This is a genomic window from Martinezella miluonensis, from assembly GCF_900094545.1.
Classification (GTDB): domain Bacteria; phylum Pseudomonadota; class Alphaproteobacteria; order Rhizobiales; family Rhizobiaceae; genus Rhizobium; species Rhizobium miluonense.
The window spans coordinates 22,747-44,540 of the sequence record NZ_FMAH01000044.1; the positions used below are offsets into that span (position 1 = coordinate 22,747).

Below are 21,794 nucleotides of genomic sequence, written 5' to 3' on the forward strand. Positions count from 1 at the left end.
CGCCTGGCAATACCTTTGAAGGAACATCGATGCAGACAGCACGCAGCATCTTGATATGGGCCGTGATCGCGCTATGCGGGGTCGTTCTGATCACACTGCCCGTCAACCTTCAAACGCAGTTGATCGCCGGCACCGTCGCCGTCACCATTATGGCAATCATCAAGATTCTCAAGCGTCAGGGCACTTGGCGATTGGTGGCGCTTGCCTTCGGCACCGCCATCGTCCTGCGCTACGTATACTGGCGGACGACCAGTACCCTTCCGCCCTTAAATCAGCCTGAGAATTTCATTCCGGGGCTGCTGCTCTATCTTGCAGAAGTCTATAACGTGGCGATGCTGATGCTCAGCCTCTTCATCGTTGCCACTCCTCTTCCCCCGCGCACGGCGCGCGCATTGAAGACGCAGGACTTCCCGTCGGTGGACGTTTTCGTGCCCTCCTACAATGAGGACACCAATCTTCTTGCCAACACGCTCGCCTCTGCCAAAGCAATGGACTATCCGGCCGACAAGCTCAAAGTCTGGCTGCTCGATGATGGCGGCACGGCGCAAAAGCGGAACTCGACCAAGGTGCTGGAATCGCAAGTGGCCATTGCTCGCCACGACGAACTCAAGCAGCTCTGCGCCGATCTGGATGTCGAATATTTGACGCGAGAGCGCAATGAACATGCAAAAGCGGGTAATCTCAACAATGGACTTGAGCACTCCACCGGCGAGCTGATTGCCGTCTTCGACGCGGACCACGCGCCGGCGCGCGATTTTCTGATGGAGACGGTGGGCTATTTCGAGGACGATCCGAGACTCTTCCTCGTCCAGACGCCGCATTTCTTCATCAATCCGGACCCGCTGGAACGAAATCTGCGCACCTTCGACACCATGCCGAGCGAGAACGAAATGTTCTACGGCATTATCCAGCGCGGTCTTGATAAGTGGAACGCAGCATTTTTCTGCGGTTCCGCCGCAGTCCTCAGCCGCAGGGCGCTCGAATCGCAGAACGGCTTCAGCGGCATCAGCATTACAGAAGACTGCGAAACGGCGCTTGCGCTTCATGGCGCCGGCTGGAACAGCATCTATGTCGACAAGCCGCTGATTGCGGGCCTGCAACCGGCGACCTTTGCAAGCTTCATCGGCCAGCGCAGCCGCTGGGCGCAAGGCATGATGCAGATCTTGCGTTTCCGCTTCCCGCTGCTGAAACGCGGTCTGACACTGCCACAACGCTTCTGCTACATGTCTTCGACGCTGTTCTGGCTTTTCCCTTTCCCGCGCGTCATCTTCCTGTTCGCGCCGCTCTTCTATCTGTTCTTCGATCTCGAAATCTTCACCGCATCTGGCAGCGAGTTCCTTGCCTATACGCTCGCCTACATGCTCGTGAACCTGATGATGCAGAATTATCTTTACGGCTCCTTCCGCTGGCCTTGGATTTCCGAGCTCTACGAATATGTCCAGACGGTGCATCTGCTGCCGGCCGTCATTTCCGTCATGCTCAATCCCCACAAGCCGACCTTTAAAGTGACGGCCAAGGACGAGTCGATTTCGGTCAGCCGGCTTTCTGAGATCAGTCGCCCGTTCTTCGTCATCTTTGCGGTTCAGATCATCGCCCTGGCGGTGACTATCTATCGTGTTTACGCCGAGCCCTATAAGGCAGATGTGACGCTCGTCGTCGGCGGCTGGAATCTCATCAACCTCATCATGTCCGGCTGCGCGCTAGGCGTGGTCTCGGAACGGGGCGAGCGCGCCTCGTCGCGGCGCGTACGCGTCGATCGCCGCAGCGAATTCGGCACCGGCGACAAATGGAATTCCGCTTCGATCGAGGACGTCTCCGTTCACGGCGCAAAGTTGAACGTCTTCAACAAGGATCTCGGCCCGATAAAGGTCGGCTCGGAAGGCACGCTTCGCTTCCAGCCCTATAGCGGCGCCGAAATGGTCACGCTGTCGGTTGTCATTCGCAATATCGAACCGATGGGAGATATCACCGCGATCGGATGCCAGTATGTCCCGAAAGGTGCCGCCGATCATCGGCTGATCGCCGACCTTGTTTTTGCCAATTCGGACCAATGGACGAAATTCCAGCAGGCGCGTCGGCGCAATCCGGGCATCATCCGCGGAACGATCTGGTTCCTCGGCCTGTCGCTCTACCAAACCAGCCGCGGCTTGATCTATCTTTTCAGAGGGGTGGGCGGCGAGCGCTCAACTCAACGGCAGGGCGCAAAGGCGAAGAGCTGATGAATCGCGTCCTCCCAATTCTCATCTTGCTCCTGGGCGCCGCGGCCGCCCAAGCGCAGTCGACACCATTTGACATGTCGGGCGAACGCCCGAAAGGCGAGCCGCCCGTCACGCCGCGAATTTTCGCGCCCCAGACGACAACACCCCAAGCTGAACCGCCAAAGACGACCCTCCCTCCCGCAGCGACACCTTCGGCTGTTACCCCTCGGGTCAATCCGCCCGTTGCGATAACGCCGCAAACTGCCATTCCTCAGACCGTAGCCCCACAGGTCACGCCGCTCGTCGTTCCGGTTCAAGCACCGCCGCAAGCAGCACCGAAGGTGCAACAGATCGCATCGGCGACACCCGAGCTCCGCCGCTTTGTCGTTCCTTATTCGAAGCTGCGCCTGGAGGGTGAGATCGATCACAAATCCTGGTCGATCTACCTTACGCCCGAACAAGCGGCAGCTCCGGCGAAGTTCAATTTTTCCTACCAAAACGCGGTCGTCGTTGCCCCTGAAGCATCGCAGCTCACCGTGCTCTTAAACGATCGTATCGTGCACCAGCAGCAAATCGGCTCCTCCGACAACCCGTCTGATGTCAATTTCGACATTCCGCGCGGCCTGCTGCAGCCGGGCTCTAACCTGCTGACCTTCGAGGCGTCGCAACGACATCGCACCGACTGTGACATCCAGTCGACCTACGAATTGTGGTCCGATATCGATCCGACGAAAACCTTTCTGACATTCGCCGGGCGCGAGGCTGAAAAGCTTTCGACAACCGATGCAATACGCGCGATCGGCATCGACGAAGCCGGGAAGACGCAATTCAATCTCGTCGTGCCGGCGCTGGCGCAACCCGGCACCACCAAACCGATGTTGCGGCTCGCACAGGGTCTGTCACTGCTTGCCGGAATGCCGAACGAGACGTTCTCGTTCAGTCCGGATGCTTTGCCGCCGCCAGGCCCGGGCAAAATGACGGTTGCCGTCGGCACGCCTGCCGAATTGCAGCCTCTGTTTGCCGTGCCCGCCTCCGCTCAAAATGGCGCGTTGGCGACATTTGCGACGGATCCACGCAGCGGACAGCAGCTTCTGCTCATCAGCGGCCCGTCCTGGCAGGCGATCTCCTCGGCGATCGATATGGTGGTTTCGCCAACCGACCGGGATCCGAATACGCAGCGCGATCTGCTGGTCACGCAGCGCTGGACTGCGCCGGATGCCCCTTTCCTCTATTCTGGAACCAGCCTCTCTTTTGAGCAACTGGGCGTCAAGACGACGGAATTTTCAGGACGGCGTTTTCACACCAGCTTCAACGTTGCAATTCCGTCCGATTTTTATGCGAACGCCTATGGTGAAGCCACCGTCCTTTTGGATGCCGCCTATGCGAAGGACGTGCGACCTGGCAGCCATATCGATGTCTATGTCAACGGCAACATCGCCACGACAAAGCCGATCACCGCGACGGGCGGCGGCATCCTCAAGCAATTGCCCATTCGCATCACGATGCGCCATTTCAAACCCGGCCTCAACACGGTGACGCTCGAGGCAATGTTGCTGGCCGACGAGGATTCGGCCTGCGTGCCCGCCACCACGTCAAGCACGACACCGCGTTTTGCGCTGTTCGATACCAGCCAGTTCCGCATTCCGGATTTCGCAAGGGTCGGGCAGCGACCCAACCTGGCCGCCTTCGCCGGCACGGGCTATCCTTATAATCGCGATGCCGAGGCAACGGCCTTGTTCATCGATCGGATCGATGCCGATATGCTGTCCACGACCGCCACCCTCCTCGGTCAGATGGCGCTGGTTGCCGGCCATTCCATTGCCATTGAGCCGATAGCGTCGCCCAGCGCCGTTGGCAGCCGGAATGCGATCTTTATCGGCTCAATCTCGCAGCTCCCGTCGACGATCCTTTCGCAAATGAATATTGCCGCCACAAGCCAGGTCGCCTGGCGCTCGCCGACACCCGGACAAGGCACTACACAAGATGCCTCCGTCACCATCGCGGATTGGCGTACCCGCATCAGCGGCGGCGTAGTGCAGGGGCAACTCGATCGCTTTCAGGAGTGGATGCATCGCAATTTCGATATCTCGCTCAGCTCCCTGCGCTTCATGCCAGGCTCTGAGCAGGTTTTTGCACCGTCGAATGCCAATACCTTCCTGATCGCGCAGGCGGCAAACCCCACCAAGGACGCGACCTGGACCGTGATTACGGCACCAAGTGCCGGAGACTTGCGGACGGGCGTGGATGCCATGACCTCGCAAGTCAATTGGCCGCAGATCAGCGGCCACATCACCCTCTATTCCGCCAAGACGGGAAAGATCGACACCGTACCGGTCAACCGCTTCGACTTCGTCCTGTCCGGCCCCTGGTCGCTGACCAACTATCGTCTGATCGCCGCGAATTGGCTTTCCAGCAATATCCTTTCCTACGCATTCCTGTTGGTCATCGGCTCGCTGCTGCTCGGCATTGCCACAGCAAACATTCTCTCCAAGATCGGCAGGCGCGAATGAGACGCTGGTGCTCCATTCTGGCCATTTGCAGCGCCGCCATCCTGGTGGTCGCCCAGCCGGTTGCGGCTCAACGTGCTGCAATCGACCCGCACGACTGGATCGCCTACAAGGCAAAGTTCGTCGATGCGAGCGGCCGCGTCCTCGACAACGGCAACAGTGGCATCAGCCACAGCGAAGGCCAAGGCTACGGCTTGCTGCTCGCCTATCTCGCCAATAATCCGGCTGACTTCGAGCAGATCTTGTATTTCACGCGGACCGAACTCCTGTTGCGCGACGATGGTCTTGCGGCGTGGAAATGGGATCCGGCGGTAACTCCTCATGTGACGGATACCAACAACGCCTCGGATGGCGATCTGCTGATCGCCTATGCCCTGGCGCTTGCGGGATCTGCCTGGAACAACAAGGACTATCTGCAGTCTGCCGCAGTCATGGCGAAAGCGCTTCTCTCCAATGTCGTCATAGATGCGGGCGGGAGGACGGTGCTCATTCCCGGTGTTGAGGGCTACACTGCGCCAGGGCGCAAGGACGGCCCCATCATCAATCCGTCCTATTGGGTTTACGAGGCTATTCCTGTCATGGCCTTGCTGGCGCCATCAGAGCGATGGCAGAAGCTGCGGGACGATGGCCTTGCTCTTTTGCGCTCGATGCAGTTCGGCCCGCGCAAGCTGCCAGCCGACTGGGTTAGCCTGCAGGCGAAGCCAGCACCCGCCGACGGTTTCGAGGCGGAATTCGGTTACAATGCCGTTAGAATCCCGCTTTATCTGTCCCGCGCCGGCATTAACGACAAAGCACTGCTCACACGCTTGCAGCGCGGCATGACTGTCGAAGGAGACGAACCAGCGACGATCGACCTGACCACGGGCAAACCGAAAGACCTGCTTTCCGACCCCGGTTATAGGATTGTTAACGATGTTGTGGCGTGTGTGGTAGGCGGAACAAAACTGCCCGCTCCGGTTCGGCAGTTCGCTCCGTCGCTTTACTACCCGGCCACTTTGCAGCTCTTGAGCCTGGCTTTTGTCACGGAGAAACACCCGGAGTGTTTATAAAGTCCACCTTGATCATGGCTTTTATGGCCGTCGCTGTGGCGGGGTTTACGCTCGCAACGAAGGATCACGACTCGCCGGAAGACAAGATCAAGCTGGCGAGATCCCATCGCCTGGAGCCTTTGGCGACGCTCGCGGCTGACGCCAAGCCGGCGACCTCCCAAGGGCAGTCCATCGATCTGCAGGCAATCGCCAATCACATACAGGCAACGGCGCCGTCGGCGGTTCTCGCCGATCCGCCATCGACGTCTCAGGTCGACAAAGCCAGCCCCGCTGCAACGGCGCAGGCTGCGCCACAGCCGACGCCTCAGCCCGTCCCACAGCAGTCACCTCAGCAGCAGCCGAGCCAGCCTCAACCCGCCGCGGCACCCAAGGTGGATGAAAGCGCATTGCGCTATTTTGCCAGCCATGGCGACAAGGCGCGTCTGCAGGCGGAAATTTCTCGACTGCAGACGCTTTACCCGAACTGGACGCCGCCCGCCGATCCGCTGGCCGTACCACAAAACAGCGACAAGCAGCTGGAAGCCATGTGGCAGCTCTATTCCGAGGGCCGTTACGCTGAGGTGCGCAAGGCAATCGCCGACCGTCAGACTGCGGATACAGGATGGCAACCACCCTCCGACCTCCTGGAGCGCCTTGCCGTGGCCGAAGCGCGCACGCGCATCGTCAATGCTTCCGATCTGAAACAATACGCAACGGTGATCGACATCGGCTCAAAGAACCCGAGCCTGCTCACATGCAGCGATATCGATATTCTCTGGCGCGTGGCCGAGGCTTTCATTCGCACCGACCGCGCACAGCGCGGCCAGGATGCCTATAGCTACATCCTGAAGACCTGCACAAATCCGCAGGAGAGGCTCGCGACCATCCAGAAGGCCTCCTCATTGTTGGCCTACCAGCCCATGCAGGATCTCCTTTCTCTTGAGAAGCCGGATGGCAATGGCGGACGCGAGTTTGACAGCATAAGGACCGATCTGGCTCGGCGCTTCGTGGCGCAGGGCAATGATGATCCGAAACTGACCGTTTCGCAGGACTATCTCTCCCAGGTCGAGCGCGTTGCCCGCAGCCAGGGGTTAGCGTCAGATGACTCGCTGCTCGGCTGGTATTATCTGCGCCGCGGCAACTACACCGACGCCGAGCAATGGTTCAAGGCTGCACATGAGAAGGAAGATTCAGCCGCAATCTCGCAGGGCCTGGCCCTGATATTGATTGCCGACCACAAACCGCAGGACGCCGAAGACGCTATGTATAAATGGCGCAACGAATCCAAGGATGCGATGGCGACCTATCTCGCAGCGACGGCAAACCTCATGGCCTTGCAGCCGCCGGCCAATCTCACGGAGGATGTCCTTGCGCGCGTCGCCGCTGAGATCGTGAAGGAAAAATATGTTCCGACGGCGCAGCAGTTCGGCTGGTACGCCCGAACCGTGAACCAGCCGCAGGCAGCCGCACGCTGGTTCGAAACGGCGCTACGTTGGAAACCCGACGACGAGCCTTCTGCCTACGGCCTCGCTATCACGCGCAATCAGCTGAACGACCGACAGGGTGTCGCCGAAGTCCAGCGCCTATGGGCAGGTCGTTCGCAGCGCATCGCCGTCCTCGGAGAACCGGCGCCGCGCACACCTGTCGCCGCGCCATTGCCATCACCGAACCAGACTGCACAGACCGCCCCCCAGCAACCCGTGCTCCAGCAGCCGCTCCCGAACGCGCCGTTGACCGCTCCCCAAGCGACGCCTCAGGTTCCAGCTGCGCAACCCTACGCGAACACGCAGGCCGCCGCCCAGCCAATCACACCCGTTCGTCGCTCGGCAGCCGTCGAATATGCTCAGCCTGAAATTCGCGCCAGAACCGCTGCTCGCACGACGCGCCGTCAGGCCGGCTGCACCACGACAATCAATGCCGAGCTGCTGACGCCGGCCAATGCGCTGTCACGCGGCTGGTGCCTCATGAACCTCAATCGGCCCATGGAAGCGGTCGAAGCCTTTGGCGTTGGGCTGAACAATAGTGACCCCAAGTCGCGAGAAGATGCCGCATACGGGCAGAGCCTTGCCTATCTCCGGGCCGGGCTTGCCAACAATGCAGCCGTCGCGGCGACCAAAGCACCCATGAGCCATCAGCGCGCCGCCGAACTGCAGGTGGCAATCCTGGCCGATCGCGCCCTTTCGGCATTCAATGGCAAACGCTACCACGAGGCACTGCTCTATCTCGACCAGCGCTCGCAGCTCCAGCAGGAGCGTGTCGACCTGATGGTATTGCGCGGATACAGCTATCTCAATCTCAAAATGTATGACGACGCCCAACGCATCTTCACCGCGGTCGCGGCCACCGGCAACCGCGACGGCAGCCGCGGGCTTAAGGACCTGATGCTGGCGACCCATCCGCAACCGGGCGAGTATTGAGACCGACAAATCACGCCCAAAATTCCGCATATTAGCGCGAAACTAGTTGCTTCCAACGCTCATCGAAAACCGGAAACAATCCGCCATCTTCTGGGCAGAACCACTACGGCGTAAGCGATAACGTGGGGCCATTACTTTTCGAAGGTCCATGGCACGACGGCGTAAAGATCGCTCGCCGACCAACCTACGGCAGCCCGGAGACGACCGTAAAGTTGCCCGCCAATTGGTGGGATCCGCTGTCCAGCGAGCTGGTAAAACAGAATGTCTTCTGGATACTTGCAGATTGCTTGTGCTCGAACGACATGGCCAGATCTAGTGGCTCACTTCTATCTATGGCTGCACAGTACATCCTGGTTCTGCCGAACCCGTTCATCGGGCGGAGTTCACAGACATCCAGCCATGACATCGATCACCGGACGATTATTGTTCTTTGGACAAGGCAAGAGTGGTCTCAAGCAGGACCGTTGCGCCGATTTCAATGTTTTCTGCGGCAACGAATTCAGCCTCATTGTGACTGATGCCATCCCGGCACGGGACAAAGATCATCGCCGTCGGCGCGACGCGGCTGACGAAAAGTGCGTCGTGAAAAGCTCCTGAGACCAATTTCATGTTGGAAACGCCGAGCATTCTGCAGGCATTGTCAATCATATCCACGATCGCCAGGTCAAACTGTCCAGGCGCTAGGTCAAAGCGCTTTGCGATCCGCACGTCGACCATATGACGCTCGGCCGACGCACGGCATTCCGCATCGACCTGGGCCTCGATCGAGGAAAGCACGTCTTCCTGAGGATGGCGGATGTCGACGGTGAATGTAACCCTGCTCGGAATGACGTTGACGGAACTGGGTTCAACAGTCATGCGGCCAACCGTCAGCCGCGCCATTGGATCAGCTGGCATGACGACTAGCTGCAGGTGCGCGATCGCAGCGGCAGCGGCGGCCATGGGATCCTTGCGGAACTCTAGTGGCGTCGTGCCAGCATGGGCCGCTTCGCCGATGAAGGAAATCTCAAGCCACTTGGTTCCCTGCACGCCGGTGACGATGCCAATCGGCACGCCTGTGCGCTCAAGCACGGGGCCTTGTTCGATATGCACCTCAACGAAGGCGGAAACAGAATGGCCGATCGGCTGCGTTCCAGCTTCCGGTAGTGCATTCAATGTTGCAGCCAGCTCGTCGCCGAGTTTGGCTCCATCGGCACCATGCATATCCTGCCATCTGCGCACGTCGCCTGCGCCGACAAAAGCCGTCGACCCCATGCAGCCAGGAGAAAAGCGGCTACCTTCCTCGTTGGTCCAGGACACGACTTCCACAGATCGCTCGGTGACGACGCCTGCATCCTCCAGAGCTTCCAATACTTCAAAGGCAGACAGCGTACCCAGAGCGCCGTCGAACCTGCCTCCGGTAGGCTGACTATCAAGATGGCTACCGATCAGAATGGGCGGAAGCGAAGGATTAGACCCTTCGCGCCGGATGAAGAGGTTGGCAATCGCGTCTTGGTGGATGCCAAATCCGCGCGCGACGGCTAGCTCCGCAAGCAGGCGTCGGGCCGCCCTATCCTCGGCGCTCAGTGCTTGGCGGTTCACACCGCCAGCGGGCGTTGCGCCGATCGCTGCAAAATCGGCAATGCGCTGCAACAGACGCTGCGCATTGATCTTCGGATATGGCTTCATCGATGGATGCCTGCCACGAAGTCCTTTACCCGTTGGGGATCGACTGCATTCCACCAGACTCCATCATATTTCAGGGAGCTTGCGATGATCACGCCATCGGCAACCGATAGAATGTCGTTGCCATTCTCTGTGGTTACGCCGCTGCCGACGAGCGTCGGCAGGCCTGCCGCCCGCTTGATCATGCTTATGTAGTCCAGATCGGCTGCATGCCCGGTTCTCTGCCCCGTGGCAATAACCACATCTGCATCAAAGAAGACGAGATCCTTGACCTGCTCCTCGACCGAGCGGTCCGCAACGATAGCATGCGCTCCGTGTTTGACATGTGCGTCAGCGAAAATACGGATGCCATATGCATTGAGCCGCGCGCGATAGCGCATTGCACGGGCAGCTTCACCCTCGATGAAACCTTCATTGGCGACATAGGCGTTTGCCCATTGATTGACGCGAACGAAGCCCGCGCCCGCCGCACTGGCGATCGCAAGCGCGGGGATGGCGGCGTTGGCAAGAACATTGATGCCGATCGGACCGCCGAGTTCACGGCGGATGCGATCCGAGACGACGGCCATGTAGGTCGAAGTCTCCGGACCGATATCATCGGGCTTCGAAAATGGAATGTCGCCATGGTTCTCGATGATCACGGCGTCGCAGCCGCCGGCAAGATAAGCGCGAGCATCATCGAGGCCGCGCTGGTAGACGGTCTCTATCTCCTCTCCCGAATAGCGTGGCGCGCCGGGAAGCGGCGCCAAGTGTACGACGCCGATAATTGCTTTGTCGCGCCCGAAGAGATCGATAAGCGCGTTGCCCGCTACCTGCCCGATAGGCTTCATTGTCCCAGCCATGTGTTTTCCAGTTCTGATATCTTTATGATTTCCGAAAACTCCGCCCGCGAGGGATAGGAGGAGAGCGTTCCGAGACGAGCAACTGAGATGGCGGCAGCCTTGGTTGCCACCTTTGCAGCCGCAGCCAAGGTTTTTCCCTGCGCCAGCAAGCCGACGAAGGTGCCCGCAAAGCAGTCACCGGCACCGCTGGTATCGACAGCGGCGCTCCTGTGCGCCTCAAGAACAAAAGGTGCATCATCTGCCTGATCCCAAACGAGGCTACCCTCACTTCCCAGCGTCACGACCACGCTTCTGGCCCCTCTATCGAAGAGCAGGTCTGCCGCCGCAGCCGGGCTTTCCAGACCCGTCAGCGCGCAGGCTTCACCCCGATTGACGATGACGACATCCACATCGGCAAGATCCTCGACGTTCGTGTCTGACAGCGGGCTCGGATTCAGCACCGTCTTCAGGTCCGACCGTTTGGCAAGTTTCAGACAAGTGGCGATGACCTCCCATGGTAGATTTCCCTGCATCAAAAGGATGTCGTCTTTACTCCAGATCTCGGTTAGATTCGTTTGCTGGATCGGATCGAAAGCTCGCGCGCAGACGACGGCACTCACGATGGCGTTTTCGCCGCCTTCTTCCAACAGGATCGTCGAACGATCCGTGGGAAGAGGCAGTCGAATCAGTCGATCGACGTCAAGATCGCTCTTCAGCATCTCGGTCACTCTATCCGCCATATCGTCGTCGCCAAGCGGGGCCCAGAAGCACACATCCGCCCCGCTTCGGGCCGCCGCGACGGCTTGATTGGCGCCCTTGCCTCCGATGCCCTCAACTGTCGAGGTCGCATTGAGCGTCTCGCCCGGACGCGGCAGGCGCGGCAAGCGGAAGCTCGTATCGACGCAGACATTGCCGACGACATGGAGGCGCATAGGCATCAGTCCCTGATCGTTGCCCAGGCTAGCATCTGCTCGAACAGTGTCTTATAGCCGTTCCAGGCGATGAATTCGGGCGGCAGCCAGTGCGGGCCGACATCCGATGTCCAGACGAGTGTCTTGCCGGCGCCATAGGTGCCGGTTACCAGCAGCGGCTGCGAACCATACTCGCTGGAAACCGTCGCAAGAACCTGGGCGCCCTGCTTGACGGCCACTTGGTTGAAGCCGAGGAGATAGGGCCAGTCGCCTCCCAGGCCCTTGAGGACAGGATGATCGGCACTTCCCGTGACGACAGGCGAAAATCCCTCGGGAACCTCGACACGATCATCGATCGCCAGGCAGGTCACGGGCAGTACTTCTTCGACCGGGGTCTTATGATAGCGCGCGCCACCGTTAATGCCTTGGAAGCTGTAATAGCCACCAAACATCAATAGTGCGCCGCCGTTTGCCACATAGTCGCGCAACAGTTTCAGACGGTTCGGTGTCCTCTTGGAATGAATCCAGGTATCCGGATGCAAAAGCAGCGTGTTGGCGCCGATATCCGACAGAATGATAGCGTCATAGTCCGCAATCACCTCTGCCGTCAGCGGAAAATCACGCTGCGCCTCATGTGCCGGCATGAAGGTGACGTCGAAGGCGCTGTCCTTCAAAGCCTTGAGAAGCTCGTCGGCGCCAGTGTGATAGGTCACCGTCGGAAACTGGTCGAAACCTTTGATGTGGGTGGCGGTCGAAACCCATGACTCACCTGCCAGAAGAACCTTTTTCTTGCTCATGTCTGCTCCTTGAATGCACCCGACCTTCAGGCCGAGGCGGAAAATACCGATTGGGGATTGGTGATCAGCATCTGGTCGATCGCCTGCTGATCGACGCCATGGCGTTTCAGCCGCGGCAGGAAATGCTTGAGAATGTAGCCATAGCCGAAGCCGCCATAGCGGGTCAGCATGATCTTGAGAAAGACGTCCTGCGACAGAAGCAGGCGGTCGGTAAAGCCTAAGTCGACGAGCGCCCGGATCGCCCTGGCGTTCTCTTCATCCGACGGCGATTGGGCATCCTGATCGGCGTAATAATAGTCCATGCCGATCATGTCGTATTCCAGAAAAGCGCCACGTTCGGCGAGACTCTTTTGATAATCGAGATCATTGTGGCTGGGATTTATGTGGCAGAGCACCGTATGACGCAGGTCCGCGCCTTCTTCCTCGACCACATCCAGTACGCGATGGGCGAGGCGCTCCCATCCCGGCAGGTGGATGGACAAAGGCAGGCCTGTCAGCCGCGAGGCTCGCGCCGATGCCCGCAAGGACTTCTGCTCCTCGGCCGTAAAGTCCTTGCTGACGCCGACCTCGCCGATGACGCCAGCCATGATATCAGGCTGGGTCTCGCCACCGCCGACGTCGTTGACGATGAAGGCCGTGACCTCGTCCAGATCCATGCCCTTCAGCCATTCGGGATGGGTATGTTCCAGATAGAAGCCCGTACCCATGATGATCTTCAGACCGGACATGCGAGCAATACGGCGCAACTGTTCGGCATCGCGCCCTATGCCAAAGTTGGTGGTTTCCACCACGGTGTGGCCGCCAAGCTTCTGGAAGCGGCCGAGTTCGGCTAGCGCCAGATCCCCGTCATCCAACGAGACGTTGTCGCGGTTCATATAGGGGTTCATCCGAAGTTCGCCGATGATCTCGATTCCCACCGGCTGTTCGGCGATCGCCTTTTCATCGGGATGGCAGGGGCATTTCCACGAACTCGCCCCATCCAGAAAAATGTGCTCGTGCATAAGCGTCACGCCCATATCCACGACCGGTATCGGGCCCAGCACCGTCATGGCGCATCCGGTTTGAACGCCGATGGCATGATGCGCTTTGGTCGTATCCGCAAAGAGATGGTCCATCATGCTCAGCGGCTCCTCGTCGCGCCCTTGAAGAGGCGGAAGTTCAGCCAGATTGCCACCAGGATGATGACGCCAGTCACGATCGGCGTGAAGAAAGGCGACATGTGCGAGAGGATCAGACCATTGGCGATAACGGCAACGGTCAGTGCTCCAAGCACCGTGCCGACAACCGAGCCCCGCCCACCGAACAGGCTTGTACCACCCAGTACCACTGCGGCAATGACATCGAGTTCGAAACCCTGCCCGGCATTTGAAGAGCCGGAACCCAGGCGCGCGGCAAGGATGATGCCGGCGATTGAGGCAGCGACACCCGATATCACATAGACGAACAAGGTGACGCGCCGGGTATTGACGCCGGCGCGGCGCACCGCTTCGGCATTGGCGCCGATGCCGGTGACATAGCGGCCGAAGGGCGTTTCATTAAAGGCGACATAGGCCGCGGCAAGGGCCACGATCGCAATCATTGCAGGTGCAGGAATGCCAAAGAACCAGGCCTGGCCAATCGCCGTGAACGGGCTCTGCGGATCGACCGGGATCGAATAGCCGCCGGTGATGAGCAGCGCCAGGCCCCTGATGACCGATAGCCCAGCCAGGGTGACGATGAAGGCTGGGATCCGCTCGTAAGCGATGAAATATCCCTGGATCAATCCAGTTGCGCCACCAAGAAGCATCATCAGAACGACAACGAGCGGCCATGGGATTCCGGCCTGAAGGCAGGCAGCCGAAAGCGTTGCGGCAAGGGCCAATACGGATCCGACCGAAAGATCGATGCCGCCTGTTGTGATGACGAAGGTCATAGCCGCTGCCACGATCAACAAGGGCGCGGATTGTCTGACGACGTTCAGGAGGTTGGGAGCCGTCAGGAAGACATGGGTAAAGAGGGAGAAGAAAACGCAGACGACGATGAAAAACAAGGCGATCGAAACGATGCCGCCATTGGCTATCGCCTTGTCGTAGAGGCGCGCCTTACGCAGGCGAGACGACGGGCTGGTTTGGGCATGAGAAGAGGCTATGGTCATACGGAAGCACCTCGCTCAGTGGGTTGTCCGGCCGAGCGAGCAGAAAACTTGCGACCGACGATCAGGTTGACGACCTCTTCGATATTCGTTTCCGCGATAAGGCGCTCGGCAACATTCTGTCCCTCGTACATTACCTGGATGCGATCGCAGACGAGGAAGAGATCTTGCAGACGATGTGTGATCAGAATGACGCTGACGCCCCGCGCACTGACTGTGCGGATGAGCTCCAGTACCGCTTCGACTTCGGCAACTGCCAAGGCTGCCGTCGGCTCGTCCATGATGAGGACCGACGGATTGAATGACGCCGCGCGTCCGATTGCGATGGACTGGCGTTGGCCGCCTGAAAGATTTTCGACCTTGAGATGCGTGTCAGGAATGACGATGCCAAGCCCTTCCAGCATATGGCGCGCCCGTTCATGCATGGTCTTTTTGTCGAGGATCGGGATGCCGGCAAGCTTCCATTTCGGCTCACGCCCAAGGAAGAGATTTCCTGCGACGTCGACCGTGTCGCAAAGGGACAGGTCTTGGTAGACCATCTCGACATGCGCAGCGCGTGCGTCGGCTGGCGACGCAAAGGAAACCGGTTTGCCGTCAATCTCGATCGTCCCCGAATCCGGGATCACCGCGCCCGACAGGACCTTGCTCAAGGTCGATTTGCCTGCGCCGTTGTCACCGACAAGGCCAAGGACCTCGCCCGGCTTCAAGGTCAACGATACATTGTCCAGGGACTGCATCGTACCATAGCGTTTGGAAATACCGGTCATCCTGACGCGGTAGGTATCAGCGTTTGTCATATCAATGCTGCCTTGCGGAAATGGCCTGAGCCATGATGCCACAACGTCATGGCCGATGCGAACGGCCATGACGTGACGAGGTGTGAGAGCTACTTGAACATGCCCCGGAACTTGTCGACATTTTCCTTGGTGACGATGGTCACCGGCACATTGATGATTGGATCGATCTTGTCGCCCTTTTTCACCTTGACGAGCGCTTCGACCGCCGCTTTGCCTTCGCCAGCCGGATCCTGCTGGATGACAGCCGTAACCCAGCCCTGATCGATGCCTTCGATCGCCTGCTTGGTCAGATCCCAGCCGAAGACCTTCACGCTACCCGTTTTGCCCTGGCTGGTGACGGCCGCAACGGCACCGAGCAGCGCAGGCTCGCCGGTCGCATAGAGCGTCGTCATGTCGGGATTGGCGGTGATGAGATTTTCCGCTGCGCTGAGCGCCACATCCTGGACGTTCTGGCCGTCTACGGTATCAAGGAAGTCGACCTTCTGCCCGCCCGCCTTTACCGCCGTCTTGAAGCCGTCAAGACGCTGGTTCTGGATGAAGGAGTTGAGCGCGCCGACAACGCCGATCTTGGCACTGCCGCTCAACTTGGCTTTGACATAATCGGAATAGAATTTGCCGATCTCCCCGCCCGCCTTGGTATTGTCGACACCCACGAAGGCGATGTTATCGCCGTTCGGAATCTGCGCATCGATGGCGATGACCGGGATACCGGCCTTTTTGGCAGCAGTAATTGCCGGCTTCACCCCGTTCACGTCGATGGCGACCAATATGATACCGTCGACTTTCTGGGTGATGTAGTTCTCGATGGCATCATTCTGTGCACTGGGCACGTTGTTTGCGTTGAAGATGACAAGATCGACACCGGCCTTCTTTGCCGCCTCCTTGGCGCCATCATTGATCTGGTTGAAGAAGAGAGCCTGCTGGTTGATCGTCACCAGTGCCAGCGTATCCGCCATGGCGGCACCGGCGCTGCAGGCAAGCGCAACGGTTGCGCCAAGCGCGCAACCGAACAAATATTTCTTAAGACGCATGATCGTTCCCCATGTTTTTGGATTGCATGAGGAGTATTCAAGTAACTTGAATTCTTGTCAAGTGACTTGAATGGATGATTTTCAAGATGGTCGCGAGCTTGCTCCGACTGGATCCGCACGAATTAAAAAGTCGCTGGCGTATTGACCCAGAAGATGCTGGCGCGTTCCGCTCCCACGTTGCGATACCAATGGGGCAGTTCGGAGTTGAAAACAAAACTATCGCCAGGAGAGAGCCGGAAAGTACGCTCACCGACCATAAGCTCGACTTCACCCGCAAGGACGTAACCGACCTCCTCGCCGACATGCTGGATCGGCCCGGCACTTTGACCGCCGGCCTCGATATGATGGATGTTGCATTGGAGCAGATGACCTTGCGAATAGGGGATAACTCGTTCGAGAGAGATACCTTCCCCCCTGCGCAACGGGTCCAGTCCGATCAGCGGCCTCGTTCCCGAACGGAAGACGATGCCCTCCTCACCATCGGCCTCCTCAAACATCCAGCCTATATTGGTGCCGAGAACGCCGACGAGCCGATGGAGCATTGGCAATGAGGGCGAAGCCTTGCCGTTCTCGATCTTCGACAGCAGGCTTTCAGAACAATCTGCCGCCAGGGCAAGAGCCTTGAGGGTCAACCCCCGTGTCTGCCGGGCGAGCTTCAAGCGACCTCCAAGCCGCACTGGATTGGTCAGTATCTTTTCCTCGCCGACGTCTCCCGATTTGCGCGGGGGTTCTATCATGTTCATGGTTTTGGTATCGCCGTTATCAAAGCCAAAGCTTAACGCCAGCCCATTGCTTATGTCTAGGCATTGCATCTCGGCCCGTGCAAAAGGTCATCACTTCACCTGTACAGTTGCGAATGAGAGAGAGCATCGCAAATGGTAGCTCTTGAAACGACGGGCACTCGCGGTCACGATGAGCAGCATTTGGATAAGGCTGACTATAGAAGCGGATAAACGACACCTGCTTGAAACGTAGCTTCCGGGCGATCAGCGCAAATCAGCGCGGAATTTCGAGCTTGTCGTGCCAGATGCGGCCGCGGCGGACGAGGTGGACCCGGTGGCCGCTATTTCGAGTATTGGCTTATCGACGACGAACCTTATGGCATTTGCACGCCGGTTGCCGTCGTAAAGACACGATAGAGCGATCGCGTCGCGGTGATGAACAGCTGATTTCGGCGCGGGCCACCGAAAGTGAGATTGGCCACCGTCTGCGATATCTTTATCTTGCCAATCAAGGTGCCATCAGCCGCGAAACAATGGACGCCGTCGCCGGCACTTGTCCAGATATTACCCTCGACATCGGCGCGGAAGCCATCCGGGACGCCGGCGTCGATGTTGCAGAAAACGCGACCGTTTGCGAGTTTTCTGCCATCCACGAGGTCAAAGACACGAATGTGCCTTGGGGCATTGACGTCGTGGCTTGCAGCAGAGTCGGCCACATAGAGCTTTGTCTCATCGGGAGAAAAGGCCAGGCCGTTCGGCTGGGCGAAATCCTCGACCACGACATCCAGCTCTCCTTTAGACGGATCGAGCCGGTAGACATTGCGGGTTGCCTGCTCGGGCTCCGCCTTATAGCCTTCGTAGTTTGAGAGGATGCCGTAGGTCGGGTCGGTGAACCAGACGGTTCCATCCGAACGGACAACAACGTCGTTCGGCGAATTCAGGCGCTGGCCCTTATAGCTATCGGCGAGGATCGTGATCGAACCGTCGATTTCGGTGCGCGTCACCCGACGGCCGCCGTGTTCGCAGGATATAAGGCGCCCCTGACGGTCGCGAGTATTGCCATTGGTGAAATTGGATGGTGCCCGGTAGATCGACACGCCGCCGCCTGGCACCCATCGCAACATACGTTCGTTGGGAATGTCGCTCCAGATAAGGCATCCGGTATCGGCAAACCAGACTGGGCCTTCTGCCCAGCGGCAATCTGAATAAAGCTCCTCCAATCCAGCGCTTGGAACCACGAGGTTGCGAAAGCGGGTATCGTAGATTTCATAGAGAGACGATGCGTCGTTCGGCATTTCGGATGTCCTAAAACTGCTGGGGATCAGTGTCAGCGACCGCCGGTTGGGCGGCCGCCTGCAACCAGGATGACGGCAATGATGATGAGGCCGGTGAGAACGAGCCTGGGGCCTGCGCCAAAGCCATAGGTATTCAGCATAGACACGACCAGGAACATGAACAGGGACGCGCCCCATATGCCCGGAACGTTCGAGTCTCCACCGGCGACCGCCGTTCCGCCGATGATGACGACGGCGATCGACATCAGCAGATATTCGGCACCCATATTAAGGGCAGCCCCACCGGAAAAGCTCGCCAGCAGATAGCCGCAAATCGAAGCGAGGATGGCGCAGAGCACATAGGTTGCAAGCCGCGTTCCATCGACGGGAATGCCTGCCATGCGCGCCGCAAACATGCTTTGTCCGATTGCCGATATCCACCGGCCGTAGATCGTTCGCTCCAGCAGCGCCCAGGCAAGCAGCGAGAGCAGGAGCGCAACGATGGCAACATTCGGGATGCCAAGAAAGCCCGATGTCGTGAAATCAGCGAGTTGCTCAGGCGGCTTGATGCGAAGGCCACGATTGCTCCAGATTGCCGTCGACTGAATGATGAAACTCATCGACAGCGTCGCGATAATCGGCGGGATGCGCAAAAGCTTGATCAGGGCATAATTGCCGATGCCAATGCCAAGACCGATCAGGATCGACACCAGCAGGCCTGGCACGATCATGCCGTCTTCGACATTCATCAGCTTCAGCGCCACGGTGCCGGCAAGCGTCATGGTGGCTGGCACGGAAAGATCGATATTGCCCGGGCCGAGCGTGATGACGAACATCTGCCCGATACCGACGATCACCGAGAAGGCTGCGAAGGTCAATGCGGCCTGCGACAGACCAAGGGAGCTTGCGCCACCGGTGAAAAGCACAGTGACGAGCCATACGGTGATGGTGGCAAAAAACGACCAGATCCAAGGCTTCCGCCCGAGCACGCGAAGAGCGATCATGAGTGTTTCTCCCGCTTCTCGACGCGGCTGAGCAGCAGCCGCAGGGCCAGCACGACGATCAGGATGGCGCCCTGAGCGCCGATCTGCCAGTCCGGCGAAATCCGTAAGAATGACAGGAAAGAGCCTGCCAATGTCAGGGTCAACGCGCCGATGACGGCACCGATCGGCGAAACCCTGCCGCCAATAAATTCCCCGCCGCCAAGAATGACGCCGGCGATCGACAGCAGCGTGTAGCGTAGCGCGATGTTGGCGTCCGCCGATGTGGTAAGCCCGACAAGCGCAATGCCGGATAGCACCGCGAACAGACCGGCAAGCCCATAGGCGGCCGCGCGCAAGGTTACAACGGACCAGCCGGCGCGCTCGAGCGACCGTTGGTTGCCGCCGACGCCACGGATCAGTACGCCGAAGGAAGAGCGCATGAGGATCAGCTGGGAAATCAACGCGATCACGACACTTGCAACAATCGCCATGGGGACCAGCGGCGGCTTTGACGTCATCAGCCAGCGAGCCCAGTCGGGCGCGGTGCCACCCGGCGCAGGCAACAGCAATACGGCAAGGCCACCCCAGACAAAGCTCATGCCGAGGGTGACGACGATCGACGGCAAGTCCCTGATATAGATGATCACGCCCATTGCGGCGTAGACGACGATCGAGGCGAGAAGAATGAGGATGCCCAGGAGCGGTGCTGACTGTAGATAGGTCGCAGCCACGCAGGCGGTGAAGCTGACGAATGTTCCCATCGACAGATCGAGATCATTGACCGACATGATCATCATCTGGGCGATCGTCGCCAACGCGATTGGCACGGCGAGATTGAAGAGCAGATTGAGACCGACATAGCTCATGGCGCGCGGCTGAAGATAGAAGACCGCGCTCAGCAGAACGACCAGTGATAGCGCCGGGATTAGCAGGCGCAAGGTGGAAGACGATGGGCGGATCATGCGCCCTCCCCGGCAAAAGAAGCCGCCAGCACATTTTCCTCCGTGATATCCTCTCCGACCAGTTCCGCGACAATGGCACCGTCGCGAAAGACGTAGACGCGATCACACAGGCGGATCTCGTCCATTTCAGTGGAGTACCAGATAAAGGTCCGGCCGACGGAGGCCTCGTCATTCAGGATCCGATAGACTTCCTGCTTGGTGCCGATGTCGACGCCGCGCATGGGATCATCCATCAGCACGATCGGCGACGTGGTCGCGAGAGCGCGGGCGAACAGGACCTTTTGCTGATTGCCGCCGGACAGTGACAGGATGCGGTTTTCCATCGTTGGCGTCCGGATTTCGATACGTGCCTTCCAGTCTGCGCCGAGGTTCTCTTCCTGCTGTTTGTTGACGAGGAACATCTTCGATAGATCGCCGAGCGATGCGATACTGAGGTTCTTCAGGATGCTCCACAAAGGGAAGGTCCCGTTCAGGCTGCGATCACCGGCGACGAAGGCAATATTGTCCCGCCTGCCCGGCAGCCAGTTGCTTGATAGTGATCGATGGAGATCGAGCAACATATCGGTCTGACCATGGCCCGCGAGACCGGCAAGGCCAATCACCTCTCCTTTGCGAACTTCGAAGGCAAGCCCCCTGCCGCCGCGCGAAGGCAAGGCCAGGATGGGAGGCCTGGTGGCATGCGCCTCATTCCTTAGCTTGCGGTCCTGTTCCTTGACGACGCTGCCCATCGCCTGGACAAGGCTGTTGACGCTGAAGTCCTGCGCGGCACGATCAGCCACGACGCGACCATCCTTCATGACGAGAATGCGGCTCGCAGTCGAAAGGATCTCGCCAAGAATGTGAGAGATCAGCATGACCGCACCGCCAGCTTGGACAAAGCTTCGCACATAGGCCATCAGCTGTGCCGCCAGCCCCGCATCGAGCGATGAGGTCGGTTCATCCAGAATGACAAGTTTCGGCTTCTCGCTGACGGTAGAGAAGGTAATCGCGATTTCCACCATTTGCCGTTCGGCGATAGAAAGCTCACCAACCGTGCGCATGACATCGATCTTGTGACCGACAAAGATCTCGTCGAGCTTGGCTCGAACGATCGCCGCCGCCCGCCGACGCCAGCTCCAGCCGGAAAGGCCGTGGTGGACGATCCGCATGTTCTCGACGACGGTTAGATTGGGCGCGAGCGAAAGCTCCTGGAAAACACAGCGAATGCCATGCGCGCGCGCCGCATTGATACCATGGACCCTATCATTGCCGTCATAGGCAACTGTTCCTTCATGGGGGCTTAGGCCGCCATTGATGACGTTGACGATCGTCGATTTCCCGGCGCCATTGTGTCCGACAAGACCGATACATTCGCCGGCATGAATAGTCAGGTCGGCGCCGTCGAGCGCCTTGACGGCGCCGAAACGCATCTTGATGCCTCGGGCCGAGACGACGGCTTGCCGCTCGGCATTTTCTCTCATCAAGCTATTATCTTTAACTGCAATCATGGATCGTCCGGCCGGGCGTTGGGTCCAACCGGCGCCGCCTTTGATCGGCGGCGCTGGCCTTCA

17 protein-coding genes are annotated in these 21,794 nt (G+C 59.0%); 4 read left to right on the forward strand and 13 right to left on the reverse strand.

Annotated elements, in window-relative coordinates:
- Positions 1 to 29 precede the first annotated feature (29 nt).
- From bcsA to GA0061102_RS26475, 4 genes are read left to right on the forward strand one after another with little or no spacing between them, the layout of a single operon-like run.
- Positions 30 to 2,219, forward strand: coding sequence for a UDP-forming cellulose synthase catalytic subunit (gene bcsA / locus GA0061102_RS26460; RefSeq protein ID WP_092854750.1), 2,190 nt, complete (start codon positions 30 to 32; stop codon positions 2,217 to 2,219).
- Positions 2,219 to 4,708, forward strand: a complete 2,490-nt coding sequence (locus GA0061102_RS26465; RefSeq protein WP_092854752.1) for a cellulose biosynthesis cyclic di-GMP-binding regulatory protein BcsB — start codon at positions 2,219 to 2,221, stop codon at positions 4,706 to 4,708. The genes bcsA and GA0061102_RS26465 overlap by 1 nt, the downstream gene beginning before the upstream one ends.
- Positions 4,705 to 5,754: a family 8 glycosyl hydrolase gene (locus GA0061102_RS26470; protein WP_092854754.1), complete on the forward strand. Its 1,050-nt coding sequence runs from the start codon at positions 4,705 to 4,707 to the stop codon at positions 5,752 to 5,754. Before GA0061102_RS26465 ends, GA0061102_RS26470 begins: the two co-directional genes overlap by 4 nt.
- Positions 5,745 to 8,150 carry a cellulose synthase gene (locus GA0061102_RS26475; RefSeq protein WP_245298147.1) on the forward strand — a complete coding sequence of 802 codons (2,406 nt, stop codon included), beginning with the start codon at positions 5,745 to 5,747 and terminating at the stop codon, positions 8,148 to 8,150. The genes GA0061102_RS26470 and GA0061102_RS26475 overlap by 10 nt, the downstream gene beginning before the upstream one ends.
- Positions 8,151 to 8,570: 420 nt before the next feature.
- Here the strand turns inward: GA0061102_RS26475 and GA0061102_RS26480 are convergent, their stop codons facing one another.
- From GA0061102_RS26480 to GA0061102_RS26540, 13 genes are all read right to left on the reverse strand, one after another.
- Positions 8,571 to 9,818, reverse strand: a complete 1,248-nt coding sequence (locus GA0061102_RS26480) for a Zn-dependent hydrolase (protein ID WP_092854756.1) — start codon at positions 9,816 to 9,818, stop codon at positions 8,571 to 8,573.
- Positions 9,815 to 10,657, reverse strand: coding sequence for a BtpA/SgcQ family protein (locus GA0061102_RS26485; RefSeq protein WP_092854758.1), 843 nt, complete (start codon positions 10,655 to 10,657; stop codon positions 9,815 to 9,817). Before GA0061102_RS26485 ends, GA0061102_RS26480 begins: the two co-directional genes overlap by 4 nt.
- Positions 10,642 to 11,574 (reverse strand): ribokinase, encoded by a 933-nt coding sequence (locus tag GA0061102_RS26490; RefSeq protein ID WP_245298148.1) that lies wholly within the window; start codon positions 11,572 to 11,574, stop codon positions 10,642 to 10,644. The genes GA0061102_RS26485 and GA0061102_RS26490 overlap by 16 nt, the downstream gene beginning before the upstream one ends.
- Positions 11,574 to 12,344 carry a glutamine amidotransferase gene (locus GA0061102_RS26495; protein WP_092854762.1) on the reverse strand — a complete coding sequence of 257 codons (771 nt, stop codon included), beginning with the start codon at positions 12,342 to 12,344 and terminating at the stop codon, positions 11,574 to 11,576. Before GA0061102_RS26495 ends, GA0061102_RS26490 begins: the two co-directional genes overlap by 1 nt.
- A 26-nt stretch (positions 12,345 to 12,370) precedes the next feature.
- The gene (locus GA0061102_RS26500; RefSeq protein WP_092854796.1) at positions 12,371 to 13,459 is read right to left on the reverse strand and encodes a phosphotriesterase family protein; all 1,089 of its coding nucleotides are present in this window, start codon (positions 13,457 to 13,459) and stop codon (positions 12,371 to 12,373) included.
- Between the two features lie 5 nt (positions 13,460 to 13,464).
- Positions 13,465 to 14,478: an ABC transporter permease gene (locus GA0061102_RS26505; protein WP_092854764.1), complete on the reverse strand. Its 1,014-nt coding sequence runs from the start codon at positions 14,476 to 14,478 to the stop codon at positions 13,465 to 13,467.
- A complete protein-coding gene (locus GA0061102_RS26510) occupies positions 14,475 to 15,272 on the reverse strand; it encodes an ATP-binding cassette domain-containing protein (protein WP_092854798.1) in 798 nt (265 codons plus the stop codon). The genes GA0061102_RS26505 and GA0061102_RS26510 overlap by 4 nt, the downstream gene beginning before the upstream one ends.
- An 89-nt stretch (positions 15,273 to 15,361) precedes the next feature.
- The gene (locus tag GA0061102_RS26515) at positions 15,362 to 16,303 is read right to left on the reverse strand and encodes an ABC transporter substrate-binding protein (RefSeq protein ID WP_092854766.1); all 942 of its coding nucleotides are present in this window, start codon (positions 16,301 to 16,303) and stop codon (positions 15,362 to 15,364) included.
- 122 nt (positions 16,304 to 16,425) lie between these two features.
- A complete protein-coding gene (locus GA0061102_RS26520) occupies positions 16,426 to 17,040 on the reverse strand; it encodes a cupin domain-containing protein (protein WP_092854800.1) in 615 nt (204 codons plus the stop codon).
- Between the two features lie 359 nt (positions 17,041 to 17,399).
- Complete coding sequence (locus tag GA0061102_RS26525) at positions 17,400 to 18,320, reverse strand: SMP-30/gluconolactonase/LRE family protein (protein ID WP_092854768.1); 921 nt, start codon at positions 18,318 to 18,320, stop codon at positions 17,400 to 17,402.
- Positions 18,321 to 18,352: 32 nt separating this feature from the next.
- Positions 18,353 to 19,303: an ABC transporter permease gene (locus tag GA0061102_RS26530; protein WP_092854770.1), complete on the reverse strand. Its 951-nt coding sequence runs from the start codon at positions 19,301 to 19,303 to the stop codon at positions 18,353 to 18,355.
- Positions 19,300 to 20,244 carry an ABC transporter permease gene (locus tag GA0061102_RS26535; RefSeq protein ID WP_092854772.1) on the reverse strand — a complete coding sequence of 315 codons (945 nt, stop codon included), beginning with the start codon at positions 20,242 to 20,244 and terminating at the stop codon, positions 19,300 to 19,302. Before GA0061102_RS26535 ends, GA0061102_RS26530 begins: the two co-directional genes overlap by 4 nt.
- Complete coding sequence (locus GA0061102_RS26540) at positions 20,241 to 21,704, reverse strand: sugar ABC transporter ATP-binding protein (protein ID WP_245298149.1); 1,464 nt, start codon at positions 21,702 to 21,704, stop codon at positions 20,241 to 20,243. The genes GA0061102_RS26535 and GA0061102_RS26540 overlap by 4 nt, the downstream gene beginning before the upstream one ends.
- Positions 21,705 to 21,794 lie beyond the last annotated feature (90 nt).

Coding starts and splice junctions, on each gene's coding strand:
- GA0061102_RS26465 (WP_092854752.1), top strand. CDS start 2,219: ATGAATCGCGTCCTCCCAATTCTCATCTTGCTCCTGGGCGCCGCGGCC.
- GA0061102_RS26520 (WP_092854800.1), bottom strand. CDS start 17,040: ATGATAGAACCCCCGCGCAAATCGGGAGACGTCGGCGAGGAAAAGATA.
- GA0061102_RS26530 (WP_092854770.1), bottom strand. CDS start 19,303: ATGATCGCTCTTCGCGTGCTCGGGCGGAAGCCTTGGATCTGGTCGTTT.
- GA0061102_RS26515 (WP_092854766.1), bottom strand. CDS start 16,303: ATGCGTCTTAAGAAATATTTGTTCGGTTGCGCGCTTGGCGCAACCGTT.
- GA0061102_RS26500 (WP_092854796.1), bottom strand. CDS start 13,459: ATGGACCATCTCTTTGCGGATACGACCAAAGCGCATCATGCCATCGGC.
- GA0061102_RS26525 (WP_092854768.1), bottom strand. CDS start 18,320: ATGCCGAACGACGCATCGTCTCTCTATGAAATCTACGATACCCGCTTT.
- GA0061102_RS26535 (WP_092854772.1), bottom strand. CDS start 20,244: ATGATCCGCCCATCGTCTTCCACCTTGCGCCTGCTAATCCCGGCGCTA.
- GA0061102_RS26485 (WP_092854758.1), bottom strand. CDS start 10,657: ATGGCTGGGACAATGAAGCCTATCGGGCAGGTAGCGGGCAACGCGCTT.
- GA0061102_RS26510 (WP_092854798.1), bottom strand. CDS start 15,272: ATGACAAACGCTGATACCTACCGCGTCAGGATGACCGGTATTTCCAAA.
- bcsA (WP_092854750.1), top strand. CDS start 30: ATGCAGACAGCACGCAGCATCTTGATATGGGCCGTGATCGCGCTATGC.
- GA0061102_RS26490 (WP_245298148.1), bottom strand. CDS start 11,574: ATGCCTATGCGCCTCCATGTCGTCGGCAATGTCTGCGTCGATACGAGC.
- GA0061102_RS26470 (WP_092854754.1), top strand. CDS start 4,705: ATGAGACGCTGGTGCTCCATTCTGGCCATTTGCAGCGCCGCCATCCTG.
- GA0061102_RS26540 (WP_245298149.1), bottom strand. CDS start 21,704: ATGAGAGAAAATGCCGAGCGGCAAGCCGTCGTCTCGGCCCGAGGCATC.
- GA0061102_RS26495 (WP_092854762.1), bottom strand. CDS start 12,344: ATGAGCAAGAAAAAGGTTCTTCTGGCAGGTGAGTCATGGGTTTCGACC.
- GA0061102_RS26505 (WP_092854764.1), bottom strand. CDS start 14,478: ATGACCATAGCCTCTTCTCATGCCCAAACCAGCCCGTCGTCTCGCCTG.
- GA0061102_RS26480 (WP_092854756.1), bottom strand. CDS start 9,818: ATGAAGCCATATCCGAAGATCAATGCGCAGCGTCTGTTGCAGCGCATT.